Raw genomic sequence first — 22,946 nt, forward strand, 5'->3', positions numbered from 1 at the left:
CGATCTGCGCGGGTCTGATTGGCTATTGGGCCATCTGTATTCGCCAGTGAGAGGGGCCTGGCCCGGCCAAGTGGCAAGATTGGCCCCAAAGGCGCAAGTGAGCCCCCGAACCGTGCGGTTCGCGCGCTGAACCTGCAGGTTCGGGGTTACTCGACCTGCCGTCCGGGTACCACGCTGAACGGCTCCAGCCCGTCGCCGTTGATCCAGGCGTACTCGCCCTCTTCGGTGCGCACCAGCGCATAGGGCGTCCACCCCGTGCTGCGCCACCAGCTCTCGTATTCGCCGGTCTCTTCATTGGTGCGCCACCGCCCCTCGTCTGCACGCCCGCCCTCGGGCACATAGAGCGTGGTGCCATCCGGCCCGTAATACTGCCGGTAGGGCGTGCCCGACCAGGTGCCGACGATGGTGTTGCCGCTGAGCAGCGCCTCGATCTCCGGGGGTGTCAGTTTGTCCTGCACGGCCTGCGCCACTGCCGTTCCGAGGGTGGGCAGCGACAGAAGCAAGCCCATGAAAACACGACGTTTCATACTGAAATCTCCCTCTTGAGAGAGAGTAGTATGGCAGAAAACCCCGGTTAGCGCGACCCGTGCGCGTGGGAACGCGGCGTCATGCGGGGGCAATCAGGATGGCGCGGAAATCGTTGACATTGGTCAGCGTCGGACCCGTGATCACCTGATCGCCGAGTGCCGCAAAAAAGCTATGCGCATCGTTGCGCGCCAGTGCCGCCTCGGTATCAATGCCTGCCGCCTCGGCGCGCGCCAGCGTGTCGGGCGCGATGGTCGCTCCGGCCACCTCGGCGGCGCCGTCCACCCCGTCGGTATCGCAAGCGATGGCATGAATTCCCGCCGCTCTCCCCAGATATAGTGCCAGCGCCAGCGCATATTCCGCGTTCGGTCCGCCTACCCCGTCTCCCCTGCGGGTGACCGTGAGCTCCCCCCCCGACATCAGCAGCACCGGCGCAGCCCCGGGGGCCAGCCGTTCCTGCATCTCGCGCGCCAGCGCCGCGTGCGCCCGGGCGACGTCGCGGGCTTCGCCTTCGAGGTCGTCACCGAGCGTTTTCACGCGGATGCCTTCACGCTGTGCCAGGTCTGCGGCGGCGTCAAGTGATTGAGAAGGCGCGGCAAAAACCACATTCTCGACCCGTGAAAGCCGCGGGTCGCCGGGCGCGACGACGCCGCTTTCCCCGTCCAGAACGGACAGCGCCGAGGCGGGCAGGTCGATCCCGTAGCGCGCCACCAGTGCGCGTGCCTGCGCCGCCGTCCCCGGCTCGCCCACCGTCGGGCCCGAGCCGATCATCGCCGGATCGTCGCCAGGCACGTCCGAGATCATAAGCGCCAGCATCCGCGCCGGATGGGCGGCAGCGGCAAGCTGCCCGCCCTTGACCGAGGACAGGTGCTTGCGGATCAGGTTCATGTGGCCGATGGGCGCGCCCGAGGCCAGCAGACCCGCGTTGACCGCCTGTTTCTCCGCTAGTGTCATCTCGCCAGCGGGCTGCACCAGCAGCGACGACGCCCCGCCTGAGATGAGCGCCAGCACCGTGTCGTCCTCTCCCAGCCCGTCGAGCAGCCGCAGCATTCGCGCGGTCGCCGCGCACCCGGCCTCGTCCGGCACCGGGTGCGCGGCCTCGACGATCTCGATCCCCGCGCAGGGCCGCCCGTAGCCGTAGCGCGTGATGACCAGCCCTTCGCACGGGCCCCATTCCGCCTCGACCGCCTCGGCCATGCGGGCGCTTGCCTTGCCCGCGCCGACGATCACGCAGCGCCCCGCGGGCCGCGGCGGCAGGTGGGCGGCAAGGCTGCGCATCGGATCGGCAACGGCCACGGCGGCGTCAAAGAGGCTGCGCAGCAAGGCAAGCGGATCGGTCATGTCGGTCGGCCCTTTCGGAAAATCATGGCCCGGCGGGAGGATGCGCGATATCGTTAGGCCAATGCGTGGCAAGAGGAAAGGTGAAGCCTTGGCAACACGAACCGAGGTCGCGGGAAACCCCTGCATCCTGTGTGTGGCGATCACCGGATCGGTGCCGACCAAGGCCGACAATCCTGCCGTGCCCATTACCCTGTCCGAGCAGATCGAGTCCACCCACGCCGCGTTCGAGGCCGGGGCCGCCATCGCGCATTGCCATGTGCGCGCCGAGGATGGCACGCCGACCTCCGATCCCGAGCGCTTTGCCCGGTTGGGCGAGGGGATCGCGCGGCACTGTCCGGGGATGATCGTGCAGTTCTCTACCGGCGGGCGCTCGGGCGCGGGGCAGGCGCGCGGCGGGATGTTGCCGCTGCGGCCCGACATGGCCTCGCTCTCGGTGGGGTCCAACAACTTCCCTACCCGGGTTTACGAGAACCCGCCCGACCTGATTGCGTGGCTCGCTGCCGAGATGCGCACCCACGAGGTCGTGCCCGAGATCGAGGCGTTTGACCTGAGCCACATCCTCCACGCGATCCGCCTGCATGGCGAGGGCGCGCTCTACGGGCGGCTGTACGTGCAGTTCGTGATGGGGGTGAAGAACGCGATGCCCGCCGACCGTGAGGTGTTCGATTTCTACGTCCGGATCATGCGCACCCGCGCGCCCGAGGCCAATTGGTGCGCCGCCGGGATCGGGCCGAACCAGATCGTCGTCAACGAGTGGGCCATCGCCGCCGGGGGGCACACGCGCACCGGGCTGGAGGACAATGTACGCCTCGACCGCGCCACACTCGCCCCATCCAACGCCGCGCTGGTGCAGCGCGCCGCCGATATCTGCGAACGATACGAGCGGCCCGTCGCCAGCCCGGCGCAGGCCCGCGCGATCCTCGGGCTGCGCCCCTGTCTTGATGGCTCCTAGCCCGCGAGGGTGGCGAGGTAAGTGCCGTAGGCGTTCTTGGAAAAGACCTCGGCCCGGGCACGCAGCGCCGCCGCGTCGATCCAGCCCGCGCGAAAGGCGACCTCGTCGGGCGAGCCCACCTGAAGCCCCTGCCGCTCGGTCAGGGTGCGCACGAAATTGCCTGCATCCAGCAGGCTGCCATGCGTTCCGGTATCCAGCCAGGCAAAGCCGCGACCCATCTGCTCAACATCGAGCGCGCCCTCGCGCAGGTAGCTTTGCAGGAGCGTCGTGATCTCCAGTTCGCCGCGATCCGAGGGGGTGATGGCACGGGCGCGCTCGGGGGCGGTGCTGTCGAGAAAGTAGAGCCCGGTCACAGCGTAATTCGAGGGCGGCACCGCCGGTTTTTCGATAATCGCGCGCGCCCGGCCCTCGGCGTCGAAATCCACCACGCCATAGCGTTCGGGATCGGAGACGCGGTAGCCGAAGACGGTGCCTCCCTCTGTACGTCGATCCGCGGCGGCAAGCACCTCGGGCAGGCCGTGACCGAAAAAGACGTTGTCACCGAGGACCATTGCCGAGGGCGCGCCATCGAGAAAATCCTCTGCCAGCAAGTAGGCCTGCGCGAGGCCGTCGGGCGAGGGTTGTTCGATGTAGGTGAAATCGAGACCCCATTGATTGCCATCGCCCATGAGCCGCGTGAATTGTTCGCGGTCCTGCGGCGTGGTGATGATCGCGATTTCGCGGATACCCGCCAGCATCAGCACCGAGAGCGGGTAATAGATCATCGGCTTGTCATAGAGAGGCAGGAGCTGTTTCGAAACGGCGATGGTCACGGGGTAAAGCCGCGTGCCGGAGCCGCCGGCGAGGATGATGCCCTTGCGTTTCGTCATCGTGAAATTTCTCCAAGCTCTGTCAGGATGTCGCGCAGCCCGTCTCGCCAGTCGGGCTGTTCGAGGCCGAAGGCGTCGCGCGTGGCGCGGCAGTCGAGCCGCGAATTGAGCGGACGTTGGGCCGGGGTGGGGTAGTCGGCGGTGGAGATGTCCTCGACCGGGCAGGCGATCCCGGCCATCTCGAATATGGCGCGGGCGAACCCGGCCCAGGACGTTTCAGGCGTGCCCGCGAAATGATAGATTCCGGTCTTGCCGGGATCGGCGCAGAGCGCCCCGGCGATGTGCAGGCAGGCATCGGCCAGCGCGGCGGCGGGCATTGGCCCGCCTACCTGATCGGCAACGATGCGCAGGCGATCGCGTTCGCGCCCCAGACGCAGCATCGTCTTGATGAAGTTGCTGCCATGCGCCGAGACCACCCAGGACGTGCGCAGGATCACATGCGGCGCGCCGCTCTCGCGCACCGCCACCTCGCCCGCGAGCTTGCTGCGCCCGTAGGCCCCGAGGAGGGCGGGCGCATCGTCCGGCCGCCACGGGGCCGTGCCGGAGCCGTCAAAGACGTAGTCGGTCGATACATGCACCAGCGGGATGCCGAGCGCGGCACAGGCGCGCGCCATCGCGCCGGGGGCGGCGGCGTTGACCAAGGTGGCGCGGTCCTCTTCCTTCTCGGCGCGGTCCACGGCGGTATAGGCGGCGGCGTTGATGACGGCGTCGGGGGCGGTTTCACGGATGAGCGTGGCGCAGGCGTCGGGCGTTTCGAGATCGGCGCGGTCGCGCCCAGCCATGTCGAGCGTCACGCCGCCCTGCGCCCTGCGCGCGATCTCGGTGGCAAGCTGCCCGGTGCGGCCGAACACCAGCACCTTCATGCCGTCACCCCCAGCCGTGTGCCCACGCCCTCGCGATCCAGAAGCGCGCGCCACCACGGCTCGTTGTCGAGAAACCACAGAACCGTGCGTTTCAGCCCTTCTTCAAGGGTCACCGAGGGCCGCCAGCCAAGCTCTTCGCGGATACGCGCCGGGTCGATGGCGTAGCGCGCGTCGTGGCCCGGACGATCCGCGACAAATGTGATCTGATCGGCGTAGGAGCCGCTATCCCTGGGTCGCAATTCGTCAAGAATGCCGCAGAGCGTGCGCACCAGCTCCAGGTTGCTGCGCTCGTTCTCGCCGCCGATATTGTAGCTGCGCCCCACCGTGCCCTTTTCCACCACCAGCAGAAGTGCGTCGGCGTGGTCCTCGACATAGAGCCAGTCGCGCACCTGTCTGCCATCGCCGTAGATGGGCAGCGGCTTGCCCGCGAGCGCATTGAGGATCACCACCGGGATAAGCTTTTCGGGGAAATGGTAGGGGCCGTAATTGTTGGAGCAGTTGGTCAGGACCACCGGCAGGTCATAGGTTTCGTGCCACGCCCGCACCAGGTGATCGGAGGCCGCCTTGGACGCGGAATAAGGGCTGCGCGGGTCATAGGGCGTGGCTTCGGTGAATTGTCCCTCGGCCCCGAGCGAGCCGTACACCTCGTCGGTGGAGATATGGTGAAACCGGAATGCCCCGGGCTTGCCCGCCTTCGTCCAATGCGCGCGCGCGGCCTCGAGCATGTTGTAGGTGCCGGTGATGTTGGTCTCGACAAAGGTGCCGGGCCCGTCGATGGAGCGGTCAACGTGGCTCTCGGCGGCGAGGTGCATCACGGCGTCCGGCGCGTGGGTGGCAAAGATACGGTCGAGCGCCGTGCGGTCGCGGATATCCGCGTGCTCGAAGGTATAGAGCGGGTTGTCTGCCACCTCGGCGACGTTGTCGGGGCAGGCGGCGTAGGTGAGCGCGTCGAGGTTGACCACCTCGTGCCCGCGCGCGACGGCCAGTCGCACCACCGCCGATCCGATGAAGCCGCAACCGCCGGTGACAAGGAGCCGCATGGTTTATCCCTTCCACTCGAACGGCGAGTCGAATTCGGTGAAGGCGGGGGCGGCGACGTCCTTGTCCGACAGGATCGGGGCCACGTCACCCAAGTCCCAGTCGATCCCGATATCGGGATCGTCGAAGCGCACCGCGCCGTCGCACTCGGGCGCGTAGTAATCGCTGCACTTGTAGATGATCTCGGTCTCCGGCTCGCGGGTCACGAAGCCGTGCAGGAAACCTTCGGGGATCAGCATCTGCCGCCCGTTCTCGAAGCTCAGCTCCGCCCCGAACCATTGCCCGAACGTGGGGCTGCCGCGGCGGATGTCCACCGCCACGTCGAAAAGTCGCCCGCGCCCGCAGCGCACCAGCTTGGCCTGCGCGTGGGGCGGGGATTGGTAATGCAAGCCCCGCACGGTGCCCACCTCTGCCGAGAGCGAATGGTTGTCCTGCACGAAATCGATATCAAGGCCCGCCTCGGCCATGCGCCTGTGGCTCCAAGATTCTGAAAAGAAGCCGCGGCTGTCGCCGAACCGCACGGGCGTGAGCACCAGAACGCCATCAAGCCGGGTCCGTTCGATCTTCATGCAGGGTCCATCACGCCATTCATCAATGCGCATAGCATTTCAGAAATGCCGACAAGCGACAATCGTGACGATGCGCGGCCACGATACAAGAAGACCCCGGAGCGCGTGTTCCGGGGTCTTCTTGTCCGCCTGTCCCGCCTGCCGGGCTCCATTCACACGTGCCGGTCGACCATCATCTTCTTGATCTCTGCAATCGCCTTGGCGGGGTTGAGGCCCTTGGGGCAGGTCTTGGTGCAGTTCATGATCGTGTGGCAGCGGTAGAGCTTGAACGGGTCTTCCAGGTCATCCAGCCGCTCGCCGGTGGCCTCGTCGCGGCTGTCGATGATCCAGCGATAAGCGTGCAGCAGCGCGGCGGGTCCAAGATACTTGTCGCCATTCCACCAGTAGGACGGGCAGGAGGTCGAGCAGCAGGCGCACATCACGCATTCGTATAGCCCGTCGAGCTTTTCGCGATCTTCAATCGACTGCTTCCACTCCTTCGCGGGCCGATTGGTCTTGGTCTCCAGCCACGGCATGATGCTCTCGTGCTGAGCGTAGAAATGCGTGAGGTCGGGGATCAGATCCTTGACCACCGGCATATGCGGTAGGGGATAGATCTTCACGTCGCCCTTGATCTCGTCCATGCCGTAGATGCAGGCCAGCGTGTTGATCCCGTCGATATTCATCGCGCACGACCCACAAATCCCCTCGCGGCAGGAGCGGCGAAAGGTCAGCGTCGGGTCGATCTTGTTCTTGATGTAGATGAGTGCATCCAGAACCATCGGCCCGCAATCGTCGAGATCGACGAAATAGGTGTCCACCCGCGGGTTCTGCCCGTCATCGGGGTTCCAGCGGTAGATCGTGAACTTGCGTGCATTGCTCGCGCCCTCGGGCTTGGGCCACGTCTTGCCGGTGGTGATCTTGGAATTCTTGGGCAGGGTGAATTGAACCATGATCCGTCTCCTTAGAACGTGCGCTCTTTGGGCGCGATCTTCTTGAGGCTGATGCCGCCGGCGTCCTCGGGGGTGATCGGATCCTCGATGATCGGGCGATAGCTGAGGTCCACATCCGTCTCGCCGATCCGCGCGATCGTGTGCACGCGCCATTTCTTGTCGTCGCGCTTTGGGTGATCCTCATGCGCGTGGGCGCCACGGCTCTCGTGCCGGGCCTCGGCGCCGAAGATCGTGGAGAGCGCGCAGGGCATCAGGTTGGTCAGCTCCAGCGTCTCCATCAGGTCCGAGTTCCAGACAAGGCTGCGGTCGGTGACCTTGAGATCGGCCACCTTGGCGGCCACGCCCTTCATCTTCTCAACCCCAGCGGCCAGCGTCTCGGAGGTGCGGAAGACGGCGGCGTCGGCCTGCATGGTGCGCTGCATCTCCAGCCGCAGATCGGCGGTCGGCACCGCGCCGTCGGCATGGCGCAGTTTGTCGAAACGGTCGAGCGCGCGGTCGACCTCGGCCTTGTTGGTCGCCGGCACGGCGCTTTCGGCGTCCACCACCTTGCCCGCGCGGATGGCGGCGGCGCGACCGAACACCACGAGGTCAATCAGAGAGTTGGAGCCCAGGCGGTTCGCGCCATGCACGCTTGCGCAGGCGGCCTCGCCCACGGCCATCAGGCCGGGGACCACGGCATGCGGGTCGTCCTTGGTCGGGTTGATCACCTCGCCCCAGTAATTCGCTGGGATGCCGCCCATGTTGTAGTGCACGGTGGGCAGCACCGGGATCGGCTCCTTGGTGACGTCCACGCCGGCAAAGATGCGCGCGCTCTCGGAAATACCGGGCAGGCGCAGGTGCAGTGCCTCGGGCGGCAGATGGCTGAGGTTGAGGTGGATGTGATCGCCTCCCGACCCGACACCGCGCCCCTCGCGGATTTCCATCGTCATACAGCGGCTGACATAGTCGCGCGGGGCCAGATCCTTGTAGTTGGGCGCATAGCGTTCCATGAACCGCTCGCCCTCGGAATTGGTGAGGTATCCGCCCTCACCGCGTGCGCCCTCGGTGATCAGGCAGCCCGCGCCGAAAATGCCGGTCGGGTGGAACTGCACGAATTCCATATCCTGAAGCGGCAGACCCGCGCGCGCCACCATGCCGTTGCCGTCGCCGGTGCAGGTATGGGCAGAGGTGGCCGAGAAATAGGCGCGGCCATAACCGCCGGTGGCCAGCACGACCGTCTTGGCGTTGAAGACGTGGATCGTGCCGTCATCGAGCTTCCAGCACACCACGCCGGTGCAGGCGCCATCGGTCATGATCAGGTCGATGGCGAAATACTCGATGTAGAACTCGGCCTTTTCCTTGAGGCTCTGACCGTAGAGCGTGTGCAGGATCGCGTGCCCGGTCCGGTCGGCGGCGGCGCAGGTGCGTTGCACCGGGGGGCCCTCACCGAACTCGGTGGTGTGGCCGCCGAAGGGACGCTGATAGATCTTGCCCTCCTCGGTGCGGGAAAACGGCACGCCGTAATGCTCCAGCTCATAGACCGCCTTGGGGGCCTCGCGCGCGAGATATTCCATCGCGTCGGTATCGCCCAGCCAGTCCGATCCCTTGACGGTGTCGTACATGTGCCACTGCCAGCTATCCGGACCCATGTTGCCCAGGCTCGCGGCGATGCCACCTTGTGCGGCCACGGTGTGCGAGCGGGTTGGAAAGACCTTGGTCACGCAGGCGGTGCGCAGCCCCTGTTCGGCCATGCCGAGTGTGGCACGCAGCCCGGCGCCGCCGGCGCCCACAACTACCACGTCGTAATCATGCGTCTCGTATTCGTATGCGGCCATAATGTCAGTTCCTCACAGCGCGATCTTGGCAAGGGCGAAGAGCCCGGTGGCGATCAGCCCGTAACTCAGGATGGTGGTAAAGATGATTAGCGCGCGGCGGGTGCTGCCGTGGGTGTAATCCTCGATCATGGTCTGTGCCCCGCCCGCGAAATGGCGCAGCCCGAAGAAGATCACGAGGCCGGTCAGGAGGGCCATCGCGGGGTGCGCGAAGGTGGCGAGCACCTCCTCGCGGGTGCCGCCTACGGCACGCCCGAACGCGACGAGGAAGACGGGGATGATGAGCGCGAGGCCCACGCCGCTCATCTTCATGTACCAGAAATGTTCGGTTCCGGTGCCGGACGCGCCCTTGCCTTCGGCGCGTTTGCGTGCGGTGAGATAGCGCATGTTTCCCTCCTCAGACCAGAAGCAACGTGATGACGGTGAGCACGACCGAGCCGATGACGCAGGCCCAGCCGAGGCGCTCCGCCGTTTCGATCTCGAGCCCCTTGCCCGCGTCGAAATAGAGATGCCGCAGCCCGGCAAGGTAGTGATACCACACCGCCCAGAGCGACAGCGTCAGCACAAGGTCACCGAACCACGAGGTCAGTACCGCGTCGGCGGTGGCGAAATAACTCTCGGAGGTTGCGGCGGCGAGGAGCCACCAGACGATCAGCGCCGCCGCCACGATCAGTGCGTTGCCGGTGATCCGCGTGAGGATCGAACTGATCGAGGTCATTTGTGGACGGTAGATTTGCAAGTGAGGGGAAAGCGGGCGTTCAACCTCTGTGGACTCGGCCATGGGGGACCTCCTTGATGTTCGGCGGCGGCACGGGGCCTGCTCTGGCTGTTCCCGTTTTGCAGGGTTTTGCCGCCGCTGTCACCTGTTACAAAGAGGAATTAGCCCGATACGGTCGATTCGCCGCAAAAAATAGCTGTTTGTGATCACGTAAAATCCCGTGTGATCACAATGGCCCGTGCATCGCGCAGCGACTCATTGCCTGGGCAAGCCATTGGAATCGCCGTATCGCCCACGGGCAACGTCGCAAGCGGCGCGTGTTTGTGATCACAAAGGCGCCGTTGTTAAGCGTCGCGCTTTTCCAGCGCCTCGATGCGCGCCTTGAGCGCCTCATTCTCCTCGCGTGCCTTCTGTGCCATCGCGCGCACCGCGTCGAATTCCTCGCGGGTGACGAAGTCGCGCTCGGCCAGCCACCGGTCGATCAGCGACTTCATCGCCGTCTCGGCCTCGGTCCGCGCGCCTTGCGCCACGCCCATCGCGTTGGTCATCAACTGGCTCAGATCGTCGAGCACCTTGTTTCGCGTCTGCATCGCTTGCCTCCGGCGTTTTCTCTCCCCCGTGTATATGGCTCCCATACCCCCGATCACAAGGTTGACTTTCCCCGCGTGCGAGAGGCACAGAGACGCATATGCAGGCCGCGATACCATTCCCCGAGATCAGCCCCGAGATCGTGTCGATCACGCTCTTCGGCATGGAATTTGCACTGCGCTGGTATGCGCTGGCCTATATCGTGGGCATCGTCATCGGCTGGCGGATCGTGGTGGCATCGACGCGCCGACCGGCGCTGTGGCCCGGTGACCGCGCGCCGATGGAGTCAAAGGATGTGGAGGACCTGCTCACCTGGGTGATCCTGGGCGTGATCCTGGGCGGGCGGCTTGGATACGTGCTGTTCTATCAGCCGGGGTATTACCTCGCGAATCCTGCCCAGATATTGCAGGTCTGGCAGGGGGGCATGGCGTTTCACGGCGGGCTTTTGGGTGTCGTTCTCGCGGTGGTGCTGTTCTCACGGTCGCGTGGTATCAACTGGGTGTCGGTGGCGGATGCGCTGTGCATGGTGACACCGGTGGGCCTCCTGCTGGGCCGGATCGCGAATTTCATCAATGCCGAGTTGTGGGGGCGGGCCACCGACCTGCCCTGGGGCGTGATCTTCCCCGGTGCGGCGGCGCAGGATTGCGCGGGCGTCGTGGGGCTTTGTGCGCGCCACCCCTCGCAACTTTACGAGGCGGCGCTCGAGGGGCTGATCCTCGGGGCGGTGCTGCTGTGGTTGGGTTGGCGCCGGGGTGCGCTGCGCCTGCCCGGCACGCTCACGGGCGTGTTCTTTGCGGGCTACGGGGCCGCGCGCTTTCTCGTCGAGTTCGTGCGCCAGCCGGACGCGCAATTTGTCTCGCCCGGCAATCCGCTGGGGCTGGCCTTTCATGTGGATGGCTATGGGCTGACGATGGGGCAGGCGCTGTCGCTTCCGATGATCGCCTTCGGCATCGGCATGGTGCTTTGGGCGCGGCGTCGCGGGCGGGCACGACCAACATGACGCCGCTTGCCGCGCAGCTTGCCACGCAGATCGCGGCCACCGGGCCGATGAGCCTCGGCGATTACATGGCCGCCTGCCTGATGCATCCCGAGCACGGCTATTACGCCAGTCGCGATCCGTTCGGTGCGAGCGGGGATTTCGTCACCGCGCCGGAAATCAGCCAGATGTTCGGCGAGTTGGTGGGTCTCTGCCTCGCGCAATGCTGGCTGGATCAGGGCGCGCCAGCGCCCTTCGTGCTGGCAGAGCTTGGCCCCGGTCGCGGCACGCTGATGGCCGACCTGCTGCGCGCCACCCGGGCCGTGCCCGGCTTTCACAACGCGCTGCGCCTGCACCTTGTCGAGACCTCGCCGACCCTGCGCACGGCGCAGGCGGCGACTCTCGGACGTGGCGATGTGGCCTGGTGCGACAGGGTTGAGGATCTGCCGGACATGCCCCTCTACCTCGTCGCCAACGAATTCTTCGACGCCCTGCCGATCCGGCAGTTTCAGCGGTCCGGCACCGGCTGGCGCGAGAGGGTGGTCGGGCTGGAGGGAGACGGCCTTTCGCTCGGCCTCGGGCCCGAGGCTCCGCGCCCGGAACTCGATCATCGCCTCGGGGACACGTCCGAGGGCGATATCGTCGAGACCTGCGCGCCCGGCACCGTCATCGCCGCGGAGATCGGCACGCGGATCGCGGACAGGGGCGGCGCGGCGCTGATCGTGGATTACGGCGACTGGCATGCGCTGGGCGACACGTTTCAGGCGGTGGCGGGCCATGCGCACACCGATCCTCTCGCCGCCCCCGGCATGGCCGATCTTACCGCGCATGTGGATTTCGAGGCACTGGCGCTTGCCGCCACCCCCGCCGCGTACTCTCGCCTCTGCCCGCAGGGCACGTTCCTCGCGCGCCTCGGCATCGGCGCGCGGGCCGAGGCGCTGGCGCAGGGGCTTTCGGGCGGGGCGCTCGACAGCCACATGGCCGCATTTCGCCGCTTGACCGGCGCGGATGAAATGGGGACGCTCTTCAAGGTGCTGGGCCTCATGCCGCCCGGCGCGGCGCCGCCACCCGGACTGGACCCATGACACTGGAGATCATCACCGCCGACGCACTCGCCCCCCTGCATCACGGGTTCTTCACCCGGCGGGGCGGGGCGTCCTCGGGGATATTCTCGGGCCTCAACTGTGGCCCCGGCTCGTCGGACCAAAGCGAGATCGTCACCATCAACCGCACCCGCGTGGCCGACGCCATGCAGGTCCCGCAGGACCATCTCGTGACCGTTCACCAAGTGCATTCCGCCGACGTTGTGAGCGTCGCTGCCCCGCTCGGCCTGCGCCCGCGCGCCGATGCCATCGTCACCGCCACCCCCGGCCTCGCGCTTGCCGTCCTGACCGCCGATTGCCAGCCCGTGCTGTTCGCCGACGCCGAGGCAGGCGTGATCGGGGCCGCCCATGCGGGCTGGCGGGGGGCGCGCGACGGCGTGCTGGAGGCGACGCTCGACGCGATGGAGGCGCTGGGCGCGGAGCGGGGCCGCATCGCCGCGGTCATCGGCCCATCGATCAGCCAGCACAATTACGAGGTCGGCCCGGAACTGCTCGAGGATTTCATGGCCGACGATCCCGAGAGCGCGCGCTTCTTCGCCAATGGCGAGGGCGACCGCTATCTCTTCGACCTGCCGGGATACGGGCTGTGGCGCCTGCGCCGCGCCGGGGTGGCCCACGCGGAATGGACCCGCCATTGCACCTATGCCGACCCGCAGCGCTTCTATTCCTACCGCCGCGCCACCCATGCCGGCGAGGCGGATTACGGGCGGCTCATTTCGGCGATTCGACTGTGAGCGCCCGGACGCTTTTCGCGAACACGACCGGCACATTACTGCTCCGTGTGCGGACGCCCCGTTTTTGCGCGGCAACGCGGTGAAACGGTCCGACGCATAGCCGACCACATCGATTCGAACCCTGCCCGCGCGCCTTTGGTGGCGCACGGGCAGGGGGGATTGCGTGCCGCGCTTGGCGTGTGACTTACGTCACTGGCGCGAACGGCTTACATCTGCGCGGCTTGGCGTGCGGCTTTCAGCCAACCATCGACCTTGTCGCGGTTTTCCTCGATCCAAGCCGAAGCCTGCTGTTCGAGGTCTTCCGGGCTGTCGGCGCCTTTGTTCATCTTCGCGTTCTGCTCGAAGATGTCCTCGATCGGAATACGCGCTTCCTTCAGCAGCGTCTCGGCGGCCGGGTTGTTGTCGAGAAACTCGGAGTTGGCCACGGGCCGGATGTCGTTTGCCGGCCAGCCGAGATCACAGGGCGCTTCGCCCCGGCAGCCTTCGAGTTTGGCCACGGTCGTCTCGTCGGCGAGATTGGCCTGGCTTTCGGGCAGCTTGGTTTCCTTCATCTGCAGCCAGACGACGTCTTTGCCCGGCGTCAGTTCACCCACGGTCCAGTTCGGCGTCCAGGTGTAGAAGAAAATCGGTTGATCGTTTTGGTAACGGCCCAGTGCATCGGCCATCGAGGCAGAGTAGCCCGCCTTGATCGCGTTGAAGTCATCGTCCCAGTCGTAAGCCTCGAAATGGTGCGAAATCACCTTTTCGCAGCCCCAGCCCGGCGGGCATGCGACGAGGTCGGCCTTGCCGTCGCCATTGGCGTCGAAGAGCTGTTGAACCTCGTCCTTGGTCAGGTCCGAGACATACGTGATGTCGTGCTCTTCAGCCGTCTTCTTGTCGATCAGATAGCCCTGAAGCGCGCCGCCCTTGGCGACGTACCCCACTTTTTCGGCACCGCCGCTGAACGCGTCCTCATAGGAATTGTGCAGCGGGAACCAGCCGTTCACCCACAGGTCCACATCGCCGCTCTGCGCGACGGTCTGGTAAAACGGCGGATTGTCCAGCGTGGTGATGCGAGAAACCTCGTATCCCAGCTCCTGGAGCATCTGGCTGTAGACCTCGGCCTGCCACCAGCCGGTGTCCCAGCTTGCGCGCGCCATGTCGATGGTGGTGCCCTCGCCGGGCATCTCATGGCTTGCGGCCATGGCGGTGTGCGGCAGCGCCATCATCGCGGTCAGCGCCGCGCCAGTTGTGGTTTTCAGGATCGCCTTCTTGTCAAACATGATGAAAGTCCTCCTTCTCTCGGTATTGGCCGTCCGAGGCCCTGTGTCCGGCGCCCCGGCTGGCACGTCTCGCGACCAGTCCGGCAGCGTGTGGTCGTGAGACGGTTTTTTACTTAGGGCACGCCGATTTGCTCACGTGGGTGAGGTTGCCGGTGCCCTCTTGCTGAAGAACGATTTCAGCGTCTCCAGCAATCCCGGTGTTCTTGTCGTATTCTCGGATCCGAGCGCCTGCGTGATCCGGTCGAGGATCATGGCCAGCAGCACGATGCCCAGCCCGCCTTCGGTCGCGGCACCAACGTCGAGCCGGCCCAGCCCGGTGTAGACGGTCAGACCAAGACCGCCGGCGCCGATGAGCGCCGCGATCACCGCCATCGAAAGTGCCAGCATCAGCGTCTGGTTGAGTCCGGCCATGATCGTGCGCAACGCCAGTGGCAACTGCACCTCCCACAGCACCTGCCGTGGCGAGGAGCCGAACGAGTATGCCGCCTCGATCAGGTCTTCGGGCACCGAGCGGATGCCGAGATTGGTCAGGCGGATGATCGGCGGCAGGGCAAAGATGATGGTGGCGATGATGCCGGGCGTCATCCCGACCCCGAACAGCATCACGATCGGCACCAGATACACGAAGGGTGGAATCGTCTGCATGATGTCGAGCACGGGGCGCAGGCCCTTCTCGAACCGGTCGCTGCGCGCGGCGGCAATGCCGAGCGGCACGCCGACGATGGCGCAGAAAAGCACGGCGGTGAGGATCATCGCCAGCGTTGTCATCGTCTGTGTCCAGACGCCGATGAGATCGACCACCACGAGGCTGACAAGGGTGAACACCGCGAGGCCGCGGCTCGCGACCGCCCATGCCACTAGCGCCAGCGCGATGGTGAATGCCACCATCGGGATCGCCTGCAACGTTGCGTCCAGCCACTCGAGCACGAAGCTAATAGGCGCCTGCACTGCCTGGAAGAACCCACGGAAATTGGGAACCAGCCAGCCCTTGATGGCGGTTTCGACCCAGGCATCCAGCGGGAGATTGAATAGATCGGATGGTTGCCACATGTGTTTGCCTCCGGTCAGGCCGAAAGCGCGGGCGCGTCTTGCGCGGAGGTCTCCTCCGCGGGCGCATCTCCGCCCTGCGACCCGGTTGTTTCATTCGCAAGAAGATTGAACACAGCCTCTGGCCGCACCACGCCGACGAGGTTGCCATCGGTATCGGTGATGGCAACCGGCATGCCGGAACTACAGGCGGCATAAAGCGTATTCAGCCTTGTATCCGGTTCCGCGGTTGGTACGTTGCGGTGCAGCGCGTTTTCGAGCGCTGTCTCGCCGCGCTGTTCCGCCTCCGCGATGCCTTGACGGGTGACCGCACCTGCGAGCGTCTCGCCCTCCAGAACCGGCAGGCTGTCGCGCCTCAGCTCGTCGAGACGGCGACGCGCGGTGGCAAGGTCATGCGAACCGATCTCCAGCGGTTCGGGCGTTTCCATCACGCGTCGCGCGGAAAAGACCTTTGCCCGGTCAATATCCTGTGTGAAGGCCGCCACATAGTCGTCAGCGGGATTGCCGACAATCTCTTCCGCAGTGCCCACCTGCACGAAGCGACCTTCCTTCATGATGGCGATGCGGTCACCGAGGGTCAGCGCCTCGTCGAGGTCGTGGGTGATGAAGACAATGGTCTTCTTCAACTCGCGCTGCAATTCGAGCAGTTCGTTCTGCATGTCGCGGCGGATGAGCGGATCGAGCGCGGAAAAAGGCTCGTCCATGAGCAGGATCTCCGGATCGACGGCCAGGCCGCGCGCCAGCCCCACGCGCTGCTGCATGCCGCCCGAAAGCGCCGAAGGGCGTCGATCCGCCCAGGCCGAGAGCCCGACTTTGTCGAGGGCGGCGAGCGCCCTGTCGCGACGTTCCCGGGCGGGCACGCCAGCGATCTTGAGGCCGTATTCCACGTTTTCCCGGACGGTCTTGTGGGGGAAAAGGGCAAAGTGCTGGAACACCATCGACACCTTCTCCAGCCTCACCTTGCGGAGCGTCTGGGCATCTGCGTTGTGCAGATCGGTGTCGTCGATGCGGATCGTGCCGTCGCTGGAGTCGATGAGTTTGTTAAGCATCCTTACCAGCGTGGATTTGCCCGAGCCGGACAAACCCATGACGACGAAGACCTCTCCCTCCTCCACGGAGAAACTGACGGATTGAACACCAATGGTCTGGCCGGTCTTGGCAAGAATCTCGTCTTTCGTCTTGCCGTCCTGGACCAGGTCGAGCGCTTGACCGGGATCGTCTCCAAAGACCTTCGACAGGTTTTCAGCAACGATTTTGATGGTCAAAATTCCTCCTCTGTCAAAGACGCTGTTATTCAGAGTTGGCTCACATCTGACAGTTACATGGTTTCAAGGACGCGCCGATTCAACCGCCCCCTGCCTGATCCCATTTTGTCGAGAAACAGCAGGGATGATTTCCAGGGGCGGTCAGCGTCTTCAGTCAATGCCTTTCCAGCTCAAAACATCCCCATTGCCAGACCGGCGGCCAGCGCCTGACCGATATCACGGCATTGCGTGAGCTCGTTCTCCGGGATGGTCTTGGGCGCAAGGATTGCCTCGGGGGTCTGGGCGTGCGTGCAGATGATCAACGGATCCTGAACCGGGCGAAGCCGCCAGCCCTGCGCGATGCGGGCCGTCTGGCGGGCGGCGTTTTCGCCGTCCGACCCGGCGCAGACCATCTGGGCATAGGCACGCCCCTCGATCCGGCCCAGAACCGGGTAATAGCAGCGATCGAAGAAGTCCTTCATCACGCCGGAGAGAGCAGCCAGGTTTTCCGGGGCGCAGAACAGATAGCCATCGGCAGCCAGAAGGTCATCCGGCCCGGCCTGATCGGCTGGTTTGAGCGATGTCTCCGTCTCGTCACGGGCGGCATCAAAGGCCGCCTCTGCCATCTGCTGGCTGCCGCCGGTGCGCGAGTGATAGACAATGAGAAGCTGTGCCATGGCAGAAACGTAACGGCGATGCAGGCTGTTGACCACACGGCATTGGCTTGCTCAGGAGCCGCGCGATGGCCTGGCCGATACCGCTACGCCCGCCGCGTCGGTATCGCCGTCATCCATGTGCAGGGTGCAGGTGAGTTGGCCCTTGCGCCGCGCTTCACATCCTTGACGCGCTCGCGGAAATGCGAATGGCGGGTGTTGAGTTCGGACCACGTGTTGAGCACGCCGCTGACGGGCTTGTCGCGGAAAACCGCGGCGAAGCATTGCGCCAACGGCCCGTGGTGAACCACGGGCAGGTTCCTTGTGGCACCATCCACGGCCACTTCCCCCGCCCCGCGCGCTCTGCCATACTGCCGCCCAACCCATAAAACAAAGAGCAGCGGCATGAACGATCTTCTCTCGCCCACCCCGAAATCCGATTATGACGCCTCTTCCATCCAGGTTCTGGAGGACATGGAGCATGTCCGCCTGCGCCCGGGCATGTATATCGGCGGCAAGGATGATCGCGCGCTGCATCACATGGTGGCCGAGATCGTCGACAACTCGATGGACGAGGCGGTGGCGGGGCACGCCACCTGGATCGAGGTGGAACTGCACGAGAACGGCCATGTCAGCGTGCGCGACAACGGGCGCGGCATCCCGATTGACCCCCACCCCAAGGATCCGAGCAAGACCGCGCTGGAAATCATCTTCTGCACGCTCAACGCGGGCGGCAAGTTTTCGGGTGACAGCTACCAGACCTCGGGGGGGCTGCATGGCGTCGGCTCCTCGGTGGTCAATGCGCTGTCGGATCACCTCAGCGTCGAAGTCGCCCGCAACCGCGAGCTTTACCGCATGGAGTTTTCGCGCGGGCTGCCGCAGGCACCGCTGGAAAAGGTGGGCGCAGCGCCCAACCGGCGCGGCACTTCGGTCACCTTTCACCCCGATCCCGAGATTTTCGGCTCGCTCAGCCTGAAGCCCGCCCGGCTCTTCAAGATGGCACGCTCAAAGGCGTATCTCTTCTCCGGCGTGGAAATCCGCTGGAAGACCGCCATCGCCGATGGCGAGACTCCGCAGGAGGCGACGTTCAAATTCCCCGGCGGACTCGCCGATTACCTTGGCGAGACGTTGGCCGGCGCCACCACCTATGCCGAGCGCCCGTTTGCCGGAACGGTGGAGTTCGCCGACAAGTATGGCGTGCCAGGCAAGGTGGAATGGGCAATCAACTGGACGCCGGCGCGCGACGGCTTCATCCAGTCCTATTGCAACACCGTCCCCACGCCCGAGGGCGGCACCCACGAGGCCGGGTTCTGGGCCGCGATCCTCAAGGGGATCAAGGCCTACGGGGAACTCGCGAACAACCGCAAGGCCGCGCAGATCACCCGCGAGGACCTGGTCTCGGGGGGCTGCGCGCTGGTCTCGTGCTTCATCCGCGAGCCGGAATTCGTCGGCCAGACCAAGGACCGGCTGGCCACGGTCGACGCGCAGCGCATGATCGAGGGCGCGGTGCGCGACCACTTCGACAACTGGTTGGCGGCCGATACGAAATCCGCGGGCGCGATCCTCGATTTCCTCGTGCTGCGCGCCGAGGAACGGCTGCGGCGGCGACAGGAGAAGGAGACCGCACGCAAGACGGCGACCAAGAAGCTGCGCCTGCCTGGCAAGCTCGTGGATTGCACATCGAATGCACGCGACGGCACGGAACTGTTTATTGTCGAGGGCGACAGCGCGGGCGGCTCGGCCAAGATGGGGCGCGACCGCAAGACACAGGCGCTCCTGCCGCTCAGGGGAAAGATATTGAACGTGCTGGGCGCAGCAAGCTCGAAACTCGGCAGCAATCAGGAGATCAACGACCTGACGCAGGCGCTCGGCGCTGGGCTCGGTACGAAATTCAACCTCGACGACCTGCGCTATGACAAGATCATCATCATGACCGACGCCGACGTGGATGGTGCGCATATCGCCTCGCTTCTCATGACCTTCTTCTTCACCCAGATGCGTCCGATGATCGACGCGGGGCATCTCTACCTTGCCTGCCCGCCGCTCTACCGGCTGACGCAGGGGGCGAAACGGGTCTACTGCCTCGACGAGGCCGAGCGCGATGCCTGGCTGGAAAAGGGTCTCGGCGGCAAGGGCAAGATCGACGTCTCGCGCTTCAAGGGTCTGGGCGAGATGGACGCCAAGGATTTGAAGGAAACGACGATGGACCCGGCCACCCGCAAGCTCATCCGCGTCACAATAGACGAGGACGAACCGGGCCAGACCAGCGACCTCGTGGAGCGTCTGATGGGGAAGAAGCCGGAACTGCGGTTCCAGTATATCTCGGAGAATGCGCGGTTTGTGGAGGAGTTGGACGTTTGAAAGGGCGAAGTGATGCTCGGCGAACGCCCCGGTTACACACATCTGATGAAGCCAATACTCGTGGTCGATTTGGACCGACAAGGGTTGCTGGGTGATCCGTTGTGCGCCCAACCGGCCCGATGGTTTCCAGAAGGGCCCAGCGGCGCACATCGAGAAGGCAAGGCACAAACTCCGACCGCTATAATCTTCAAGAAATTCGAGGACGCACCGTCGCAAGAGCTAGATGACTGGCAGAGCTATAGGACGGCCCCCGACCACCTCTGAGATTGCCGCGAGGAATGGGACCCCGCCGAGCCGCGCACAGGATCATCCGAGCCACCCCGCGGGGGCATTTTAGCTCCGAACCACAGTGAGGAGGCAGAACGGAGTGATGGGCCTCTGGTGGGGCCTCGTTTCGACAACCCTCGGGCTGAAGGCAGGTGGGGTTCCCTCTCAATGGACCAAGGTGGGGGAGCCGCCGACGGTAGAGAATGTCTCCTGCGGGTGCGAGGGGAGTGAGGGTATAGAAACCGTATATACAGGGAGTGGCGAATGGCTGGAGGGGACGACAAGGGTAACTTGGTTTCGATTAGTCGAAGCCCTGGAAAGTCGGCAACCCAAGATTCCTTGTCCACCATTGAAATGACTGATCTGCGCCCCCGGACAAAAAAAGGATATCCCCGGCCAGCGTGAAGCCAGCCAGGGAATTTCGGTAGGGAAATCGTCGGGTCACCTGCGAAAAGGCGACGCACCTTATTCTATCTTACCAACACCGAGATGTTGGTGCGAGATATCAAATGATGTCTTCTGGCGGAGTGAAGCCCATCGTTTCGACATAAATAGTCTGCGCTGCGATCAGCTCCCCGTCATCATAGGCTTCCAGTTTAGCGGCGTACTGACCTTCGGTATCCGGATCAAAAAACTCTGGACCGAAGAAGCCGTTGTTCCATGAGTTCTGCAAGTCGGTTTCGTTCCAATCCGATACAGTTCCGAACGTTCCATCGTAATACTGTGTCCCGCTCCCAGAGAGGTCGACTAATTCCTCTTCTATCGTGGGGTCAATATCCACATAGAACTTGAATTCGAAATCATCCACGCTGTCGTCGCCAGCTTCAGTCACAGTCGCTGCCCAGTCGATGTTCCACTCCGCCCTGTCGGTCGCGTCTTCACCTGTCTCCACCATGTAGGTGAACGTGCCGTCCCCATTATCTACGGGCGCGTCATAGTTACCTTCACCGCGCTCCTTGGCTTTAAGCGCCAGCTCGATACCTGCGCCTTCATGCCGTGCGATGGTGTAGTTGTCGGTGAAATTTCCGTCCCCGAATATCATCTCCTCGCCATCACCGTTATTGGTCGCGCGATCATCGACCTCACCAATGAAGCGGTCGATATAGTCTTCACGATCCCATCCCTTATCGTAGTCGAAAGCGCGCACGGCATCGTGATCCGGGCCGCCTTTGGCCGTGGCGTTGCCGGAGTAATAGGCCCGGTCAAGATATTCCTGGGGCACCTGTGATCCATAGTCGTCGAACAAATCTCGCTGATTAAGAGCCGCCTCAGTTATGTTTCCGAGAAGGTTGTCATGCATGTTCTGTTCACGCGCGCCATCCTCGAACTTCACCGTGTCGAAAGTCAGCGGATCACCACCGTTTTCGAGATAATCAACATAGACAAGCCCCAGTTGGACGAACGCTTCGTTCACATCGGTATTATTGGGGCCCACGGAGACATAGCTTTCGTCCAGATGTTCCCAAACCAGCCGGATCGCGTCAGCCGTATCCGCAAACTGAGAGAGTTTCTCAACAGTTTCGTCAACTCCGAACTCATTAAGGAGTATGTTCAGCTCTTCACTTAGATCTGGCTGAACTTCGTAGTCGCCCAAAGAACTGGGATCGTTAGCCTCGATGAACGCCAGGCCATTATTGTTCAAGGTGCTCGCGACTCTTAGAATACCGAGGGGCACACCGGACGCGTTGGGATTAGCGTTATCTAAAGCCGCTTGCGGCAGTTCTTTTTTCGGCGCCATATAATCTTCTCCGCCTTTGAAAAAAGGACGTGAGGGATTCGCGCGTCCTTTAACATTAATGTAATGCTCATGGGTATCACCCATAAAAAGTTTGTGTCAATGATAGGCTGTCTCGATTGAATATCACTGTATTAGACCTCTTCCCACACATCTAGGGTCAGGACCCTTTGATTTCCTCTGGGTCGCGTGATTCACGGTTCGAAAATCGCGCGGTGAATGAACATGTCTGATCTCTTCTGGCTGACCGACGCGCAGATGGCGCGTCTTGAACCCTACTTCCCGAAGTCCCACGGCAAGCCGCGCGTCGATGACCGGCGTGTGCTGAGCGGGATTATCTTCATCAATCGCAATCGGTTCGACTGGCGCGATGGTGAGGGCCTGAATGCCACTGGTTCGAATGAAGGCCCGTACACCTAGGAAAATCGAAATCGTGATATGGGGATGCCTACTGGTGCCACCGACGTCGTGTTCCCGAAACCTCCTACACCATTACTATGCGACCAAAGACTGTCTGCCGAAATGCTCATATCGTATGCCACTGAGACGGGCGCATGGCTGACACGCTTGGGATTCTCAATGTCGTAGATACTGAATGGTGCACATACCTTTCGATCCTGATTTCACGATGACAGGCTCTGGCGCAACGATTGGCGAGTGACCACGCGCAGATCGCCATGATCACTGCCATTGTTCAAGAGATGCCACACAGCTTGATCGCGTTCAGCTGCGCCTGACAAGGTAGCTGGAAAACAGGTTCCGGTAGTCTGGAATGTGGTTCGAGAAGAGCTCGCCCAGCCCTTCGATATCGTTGCGCCAGTCGCGGTGCAGCTCGCAAGCGGCGCCGAACCACGTCATGAGCTGAGCGCCCGCTGCCGACATCCGGTCCCAGGCCGCGTCCCGGGTCATCGGGTTGAACGTGCCCGAGGCGTCGGTGATCACGAACACCTCGTAACCCTCCTCGATGGCGGAGAGCACCGGGAAGGCCACGCAGACCTCCGTCACCACGCCAGCGACGATCAGTTGCTTCTTGCCCGTTGCCCTCACCGCAGCCAGGAATTCCTCGTTGTCCCAGGCGTTGATCTGCCCGGGACGCGCGATGAAAGGAGCGTCGGGAAAGGTCTCTTTCAACTCGGGCACGATGGGGCCGTTCGGCCCGTCCTCGAAACTCGTCGTCAGGATGGTCGGCAGGCCGAAATATTTGGCCGCGTCGGCGAGGGCGAGGACGTTGTTCTTGAACTTGTCCGGGTCGATATCCCGCACCAGCGAGAGCAGCCCGGCCTGATGATCGACGAGCAGGACCGCTGCGTCGTCCTTGTTCAGGCGCTTGTAAGTAAATGACATTCGCGTTTCCTTCT

Annotated in this window: 23 protein-coding genes and 1 pseudogene; 6 read left to right on the forward strand and 18 right to left on the reverse strand. The window is 63.9% G+C overall.

The features are described 5' to 3' along the window. Positions 1-146: 146 nt before the first annotated feature. A complete protein-coding gene (locus AC13D8_RS02485) occupies positions 147-527 on the reverse strand; it encodes a hypothetical protein (RefSeq protein ID WP_482967478.1) in 381 nt (126 codons plus the stop codon). Positions 528-606: 79 nt separating this feature from the next. Next, complete coding sequence (locus AC13D8_RS02490; RefSeq protein WP_482967479.1) at positions 607-1,866, reverse strand: glycerate kinase type-2 family protein; 1,260 nt, start codon at positions 1,864-1,866, stop codon at positions 607-609. A gap of 88 nt (positions 1,867-1,954) precedes the next feature. On the opposite strand from AC13D8_RS02490, the gene AC13D8_RS02495 reads away from it, so the two are divergent. Beyond that, positions 1,955-2,818, forward strand: coding sequence for a 3-oxoadipate:acetyl-CoA acetyltransferase (locus AC13D8_RS02495; RefSeq protein ID WP_482967480.1), 864 nt, complete (start codon positions 1,955-1,957; stop codon positions 2,816-2,818). Here the strand turns inward: AC13D8_RS02495 and rfbA are convergent. The 9 genes from rfbA to AC13D8_RS02540 all read right to left on the reverse strand — a co-directional run bounded on the left by rfbA (position 2,815) and on the right by AC13D8_RS02540 (position 10,208). Beyond that, complete coding sequence (rfbA, locus tag AC13D8_RS02500; RefSeq protein ID WP_482967481.1) at positions 2,815-3,687, reverse strand: glucose-1-phosphate thymidylyltransferase RfbA; 873 nt, start codon at positions 3,685-3,687, stop codon at positions 2,815-2,817. The two genes, AC13D8_RS02495 and rfbA, sit on opposite strands and share 4 nt — an antisense overlap. After that, the gene (rfbD, locus tag AC13D8_RS02505; protein ID WP_482967482.1) at positions 3,684-4,550 is read right to left on the reverse strand and encodes a dTDP-4-dehydrorhamnose reductase; all 867 of its coding nucleotides are present in this window, start codon (positions 4,548-4,550) and stop codon (positions 3,684-3,686) included. The genes rfbA and rfbD overlap by 4 nt, the downstream gene beginning before the upstream one ends. After that, positions 4,547-5,590, reverse strand: coding sequence for a dTDP-glucose 4,6-dehydratase (gene rfbB / locus AC13D8_RS02510; protein ID WP_482967483.1), 1,044 nt, complete (start codon positions 5,588-5,590; stop codon positions 4,547-4,549). Before rfbB ends, rfbD begins: the two co-directional genes overlap by 4 nt. A gap of 3 nt (positions 5,591-5,593) precedes the next feature. Continuing rightward, positions 5,594-6,157, reverse strand: coding sequence for a dTDP-4-dehydrorhamnose 3,5-epimerase (gene rfbC, locus AC13D8_RS02515; protein ID WP_482967484.1), 564 nt, complete (start codon positions 6,155-6,157; stop codon positions 5,594-5,596). A gap of 152 nt (positions 6,158-6,309) precedes the next feature. Next, positions 6,310-7,089: a succinate dehydrogenase iron-sulfur subunit gene (locus AC13D8_RS02520; protein ID WP_129434635.1), complete on the reverse strand. Its 780-nt coding sequence runs from the start codon at positions 7,087-7,089 to the stop codon at positions 6,310-6,312. 11 nt (positions 7,090-7,100) lie between these two features. Then, on the reverse strand, positions 7,101-8,903 hold the full coding sequence (sdhA, locus tag AC13D8_RS02525; RefSeq protein ID WP_129434637.1) for a succinate dehydrogenase flavoprotein subunit: 1,803 nt from the start codon (positions 8,901-8,903) through the stop codon (positions 7,101-7,103). 12 nt (positions 8,904-8,915) lie between these two features. Further along, on the reverse strand, positions 8,916-9,287 hold the full coding sequence (gene sdhD / locus AC13D8_RS02530; RefSeq protein ID WP_129434639.1) for a succinate dehydrogenase, hydrophobic membrane anchor protein: 372 nt from the start codon (positions 9,285-9,287) through the stop codon (positions 8,916-8,918). Positions 9,288-9,297: 10 nt separating this feature from the next. Then, on the reverse strand, positions 9,298-9,681 hold the full coding sequence (gene sdhC / locus AC13D8_RS02535) for a succinate dehydrogenase, cytochrome b556 subunit (protein WP_129434641.1): 384 nt from the start codon (positions 9,679-9,681) through the stop codon (positions 9,298-9,300). A 281-nt stretch (positions 9,682-9,962) separates the two neighbouring features. Next, a complete protein-coding gene (locus tag AC13D8_RS02540) occupies positions 9,963-10,208 on the reverse strand; it encodes an accessory factor UbiK family protein (RefSeq protein WP_104017978.1) in 246 nt (81 codons plus the stop codon). 98 nt (positions 10,209-10,306) lie between these two features. Between AC13D8_RS02540 and lgt the strand changes: the two genes are divergently transcribed. The 3 genes from lgt to pgeF are packed head-to-tail and all read left to right on the forward strand — an operon-like array spanning position 10,307 to position 13,019. Continuing rightward, positions 10,307-11,206, forward strand: a complete 900-nt coding sequence (gene lgt, locus AC13D8_RS02545) for a prolipoprotein diacylglyceryl transferase (protein ID WP_482967485.1) — start codon at positions 10,307-10,309, stop codon at positions 11,204-11,206. Further along, a complete protein-coding gene (locus AC13D8_RS02550; protein WP_482967486.1) occupies positions 11,203-12,267 on the forward strand; it encodes a class I SAM-dependent methyltransferase in 1,065 nt (354 codons plus the stop codon). Before lgt ends, AC13D8_RS02550 begins: the two co-directional genes overlap by 4 nt. Beyond that, on the forward strand, positions 12,264-13,019 hold the full coding sequence (gene pgeF, locus AC13D8_RS02555; protein ID WP_482967487.1) for a peptidoglycan editing factor PgeF: 756 nt from the start codon (positions 12,264-12,266) through the stop codon (positions 13,017-13,019). Before AC13D8_RS02550 ends, pgeF begins: the two co-directional genes overlap by 4 nt. A 206-nt stretch (positions 13,020-13,225) precedes the next feature. Here the strand turns inward: pgeF and proX are convergent, their stop codons facing one another. The 5 genes from proX to AC13D8_RS02580 form a co-directional block, all read right to left on the reverse strand. Continuing rightward, complete coding sequence (gene proX / locus AC13D8_RS02560) at positions 13,226-14,281, reverse strand: glycine betaine/L-proline ABC transporter substrate-binding protein ProX (protein WP_482967488.1); 1,056 nt, start codon at positions 14,279-14,281, stop codon at positions 13,226-13,228. A gap of 132 nt (positions 14,282-14,413) precedes the next feature. Beyond that, positions 14,414-15,331 carry an ABC transporter permease gene (locus AC13D8_RS02565; protein WP_129434651.1) on the reverse strand — a complete coding sequence of 306 codons (918 nt, stop codon included), beginning with the start codon at positions 15,329-15,331 and terminating at the stop codon, positions 14,414-14,416. A 14-nt stretch (positions 15,332-15,345) separates the two neighbouring features. Continuing rightward, complete coding sequence (locus AC13D8_RS02570; RefSeq protein WP_482967489.1) at positions 15,346-16,593, reverse strand: quaternary amine ABC transporter ATP-binding protein; 1,248 nt, start codon at positions 16,591-16,593, stop codon at positions 15,346-15,348. Positions 16,594-16,763: 170 nt separating this feature from the next. After that, positions 16,764-17,249 carry a flavodoxin family protein gene (locus AC13D8_RS02575; protein ID WP_482967490.1) on the reverse strand — a complete coding sequence of 162 codons (486 nt, stop codon included), beginning with the start codon at positions 17,247-17,249 and terminating at the stop codon, positions 16,764-16,766. Between the two features lie 83 nt (positions 17,250-17,332). Beyond that, a complete protein-coding gene (locus AC13D8_RS02580; protein ID WP_482967491.1) occupies positions 17,333-17,632 on the reverse strand; it encodes a hypothetical protein in 300 nt (99 codons plus the stop codon). Here AC13D8_RS02580 and parE point away from each other — a divergent pair. After that, positions 17,631-19,586, forward strand: a complete 1,956-nt coding sequence (gene parE / locus AC13D8_RS02585; RefSeq protein ID WP_482967492.1) for a DNA topoisomerase IV subunit B — start codon at positions 17,631-17,633, stop codon at positions 19,584-19,586. The genes AC13D8_RS02580 and parE overlap by 2 nt on opposite strands. Positions 19,587-20,358: 772 nt before the next feature. On the opposite strand, the gene AC13D8_RS02590 is transcribed toward parE, so the two are convergent. Next, the gene (locus tag AC13D8_RS02590) at positions 20,359-21,675 is read right to left on the reverse strand and encodes a hypothetical protein (protein WP_482967493.1); all 1,317 of its coding nucleotides are present in this window, start codon (positions 21,673-21,675) and stop codon (positions 20,359-20,361) included. A gap of 138 nt (positions 21,676-21,813) precedes the next feature. Here AC13D8_RS02590 and AC13D8_RS02595 point away from each other — a divergent pair. Further along, positions 21,814-21,960: pseudogene (locus AC13D8_RS02595) on the forward strand (transposase); the annotation flags it as partial. 351 nt (positions 21,961-22,311) lie between these two features. Here AC13D8_RS02595 and ycaC read toward each other — a convergent pair. After that, the gene (gene ycaC, locus AC13D8_RS02600) at positions 22,312-22,932 is read right to left on the reverse strand and encodes an isochorismate family cysteine hydrolase YcaC (RefSeq protein ID WP_482967494.1); all 621 of its coding nucleotides are present in this window, start codon (positions 22,930-22,932) and stop codon (positions 22,312-22,314) included. Positions 22,933-22,946: the final 14 nt, after the last annotated feature.

It is taken from the genome of Roseovarius sp. B-10 (assembly GCF_056859295.1).

What these genes read in the sequence shown, in the direction of transcription:
- AC13D8_RS02485 (WP_482967478.1), bottom strand. Translation starts at nt 527, where the DNA reads ATGAAACGTCGTGTTTTCATGGGCTTGCTTCTGTCGCTGCCCACCCTC.
- AC13D8_RS02550 (WP_482967486.1), top strand. Translation starts at nt 11,203, where the DNA reads ATGACGCCGCTTGCCGCGCAGCTTGCCACGCAGATCGCGGCCACCGGG.
- rfbB (WP_482967483.1), bottom strand. Translation starts at nt 5,590, where the DNA reads ATGCGGCTCCTTGTCACCGGCGGTTGCGGCTTCATCGGATCGGCGGTG.
- AC13D8_RS02540 (WP_104017978.1), bottom strand. Translation starts at nt 10,208, where the DNA reads ATGCAGACGCGAAACAAGGTGCTCGACGATCTGAGCCAGTTGATGACC.
- sdhC (WP_129434641.1), bottom strand. Translation starts at nt 9,681, where the DNA reads ATGGCCGAGTCCACAGAGGTTGAACGCCCGCTTTCCCCTCACTTGCAA.
- AC13D8_RS02565 (WP_129434651.1), bottom strand. Translation starts at nt 15,331, where the DNA reads ATGTGGCAACCATCCGATCTATTCAATCTCCCGCTGGATGCCTGGGTC.
- ycaC (WP_482967494.1), bottom strand. Translation starts at nt 22,932, where the DNA reads ATGTCATTTACTTACAAGCGCCTGAACAAGGACGACGCAGCGGTCCTG.
- lgt (WP_482967485.1), top strand. Translation starts at nt 10,307, where the DNA reads ATGCAGGCCGCGATACCATTCCCCGAGATCAGCCCCGAGATCGTGTCG.
- proX (WP_482967488.1), bottom strand. Translation starts at nt 14,281, where the DNA reads ATGTTTGACAAGAAGGCGATCCTGAAAACCACAACTGGCGCGGCGCTG.
- pgeF (WP_482967487.1), top strand. Translation starts at nt 12,264, where the DNA reads ATGACACTGGAGATCATCACCGCCGACGCACTCGCCCCCCTGCATCAC.
- rfbD (WP_482967482.1), bottom strand. Translation starts at nt 4,550, where the DNA reads ATGAAGGTGCTGGTGTTCGGCCGCACCGGGCAGCTTGCCACCGAGATC.
- sdhD (WP_129434639.1), bottom strand. Translation starts at nt 9,287, where the DNA reads ATGCGCTATCTCACCGCACGCAAACGCGCCGAAGGCAAGGGCGCGTCC.
- rfbC (WP_482967484.1), bottom strand. Translation starts at nt 6,157, where the DNA reads ATGAAGATCGAACGGACCCGGCTTGATGGCGTTCTGGTGCTCACGCCC.
- AC13D8_RS02575 (WP_482967490.1), bottom strand. Translation starts at nt 17,249, where the DNA reads ATGGCACAGCTTCTCATTGTCTATCACTCGCGCACCGGCGGCAGCCAG.
- parE (WP_482967492.1), top strand. Translation starts at nt 17,631, where the DNA reads ATGAACGATCTTCTCTCGCCCACCCCGAAATCCGATTATGACGCCTCT.
- AC13D8_RS02590 (WP_482967493.1), bottom strand. Translation starts at nt 21,675, where the DNA reads ATGGGTGATACCCATGAGCATTACATTAATGTTAAAGGACGCGCGAAT.
- AC13D8_RS02520 (WP_129434635.1), bottom strand. Translation starts at nt 7,089, where the DNA reads ATGGTTCAATTCACCCTGCCCAAGAATTCCAAGATCACCACCGGCAAG.
- rfbA (WP_482967481.1), bottom strand. Translation starts at nt 3,687, where the DNA reads ATGACGAAACGCAAGGGCATCATCCTCGCCGGCGGCTCCGGCACGCGG.
- sdhA (WP_129434637.1), bottom strand. Translation starts at nt 8,903, where the DNA reads ATGGCCGCATACGAATACGAGACGCATGATTACGACGTGGTAGTTGTG.
- AC13D8_RS02580 (WP_482967491.1), bottom strand. Translation starts at nt 17,632, where the DNA reads ATGCCGCTGCTCTTTGTTTTATGGGTTGGGCGGCAGTATGGCAGAGCG.
- AC13D8_RS02490 (WP_482967479.1), bottom strand. Translation starts at nt 1,866, where the DNA reads ATGACCGATCCGCTTGCCTTGCTGCGCAGCCTCTTTGACGCCGCCGTG.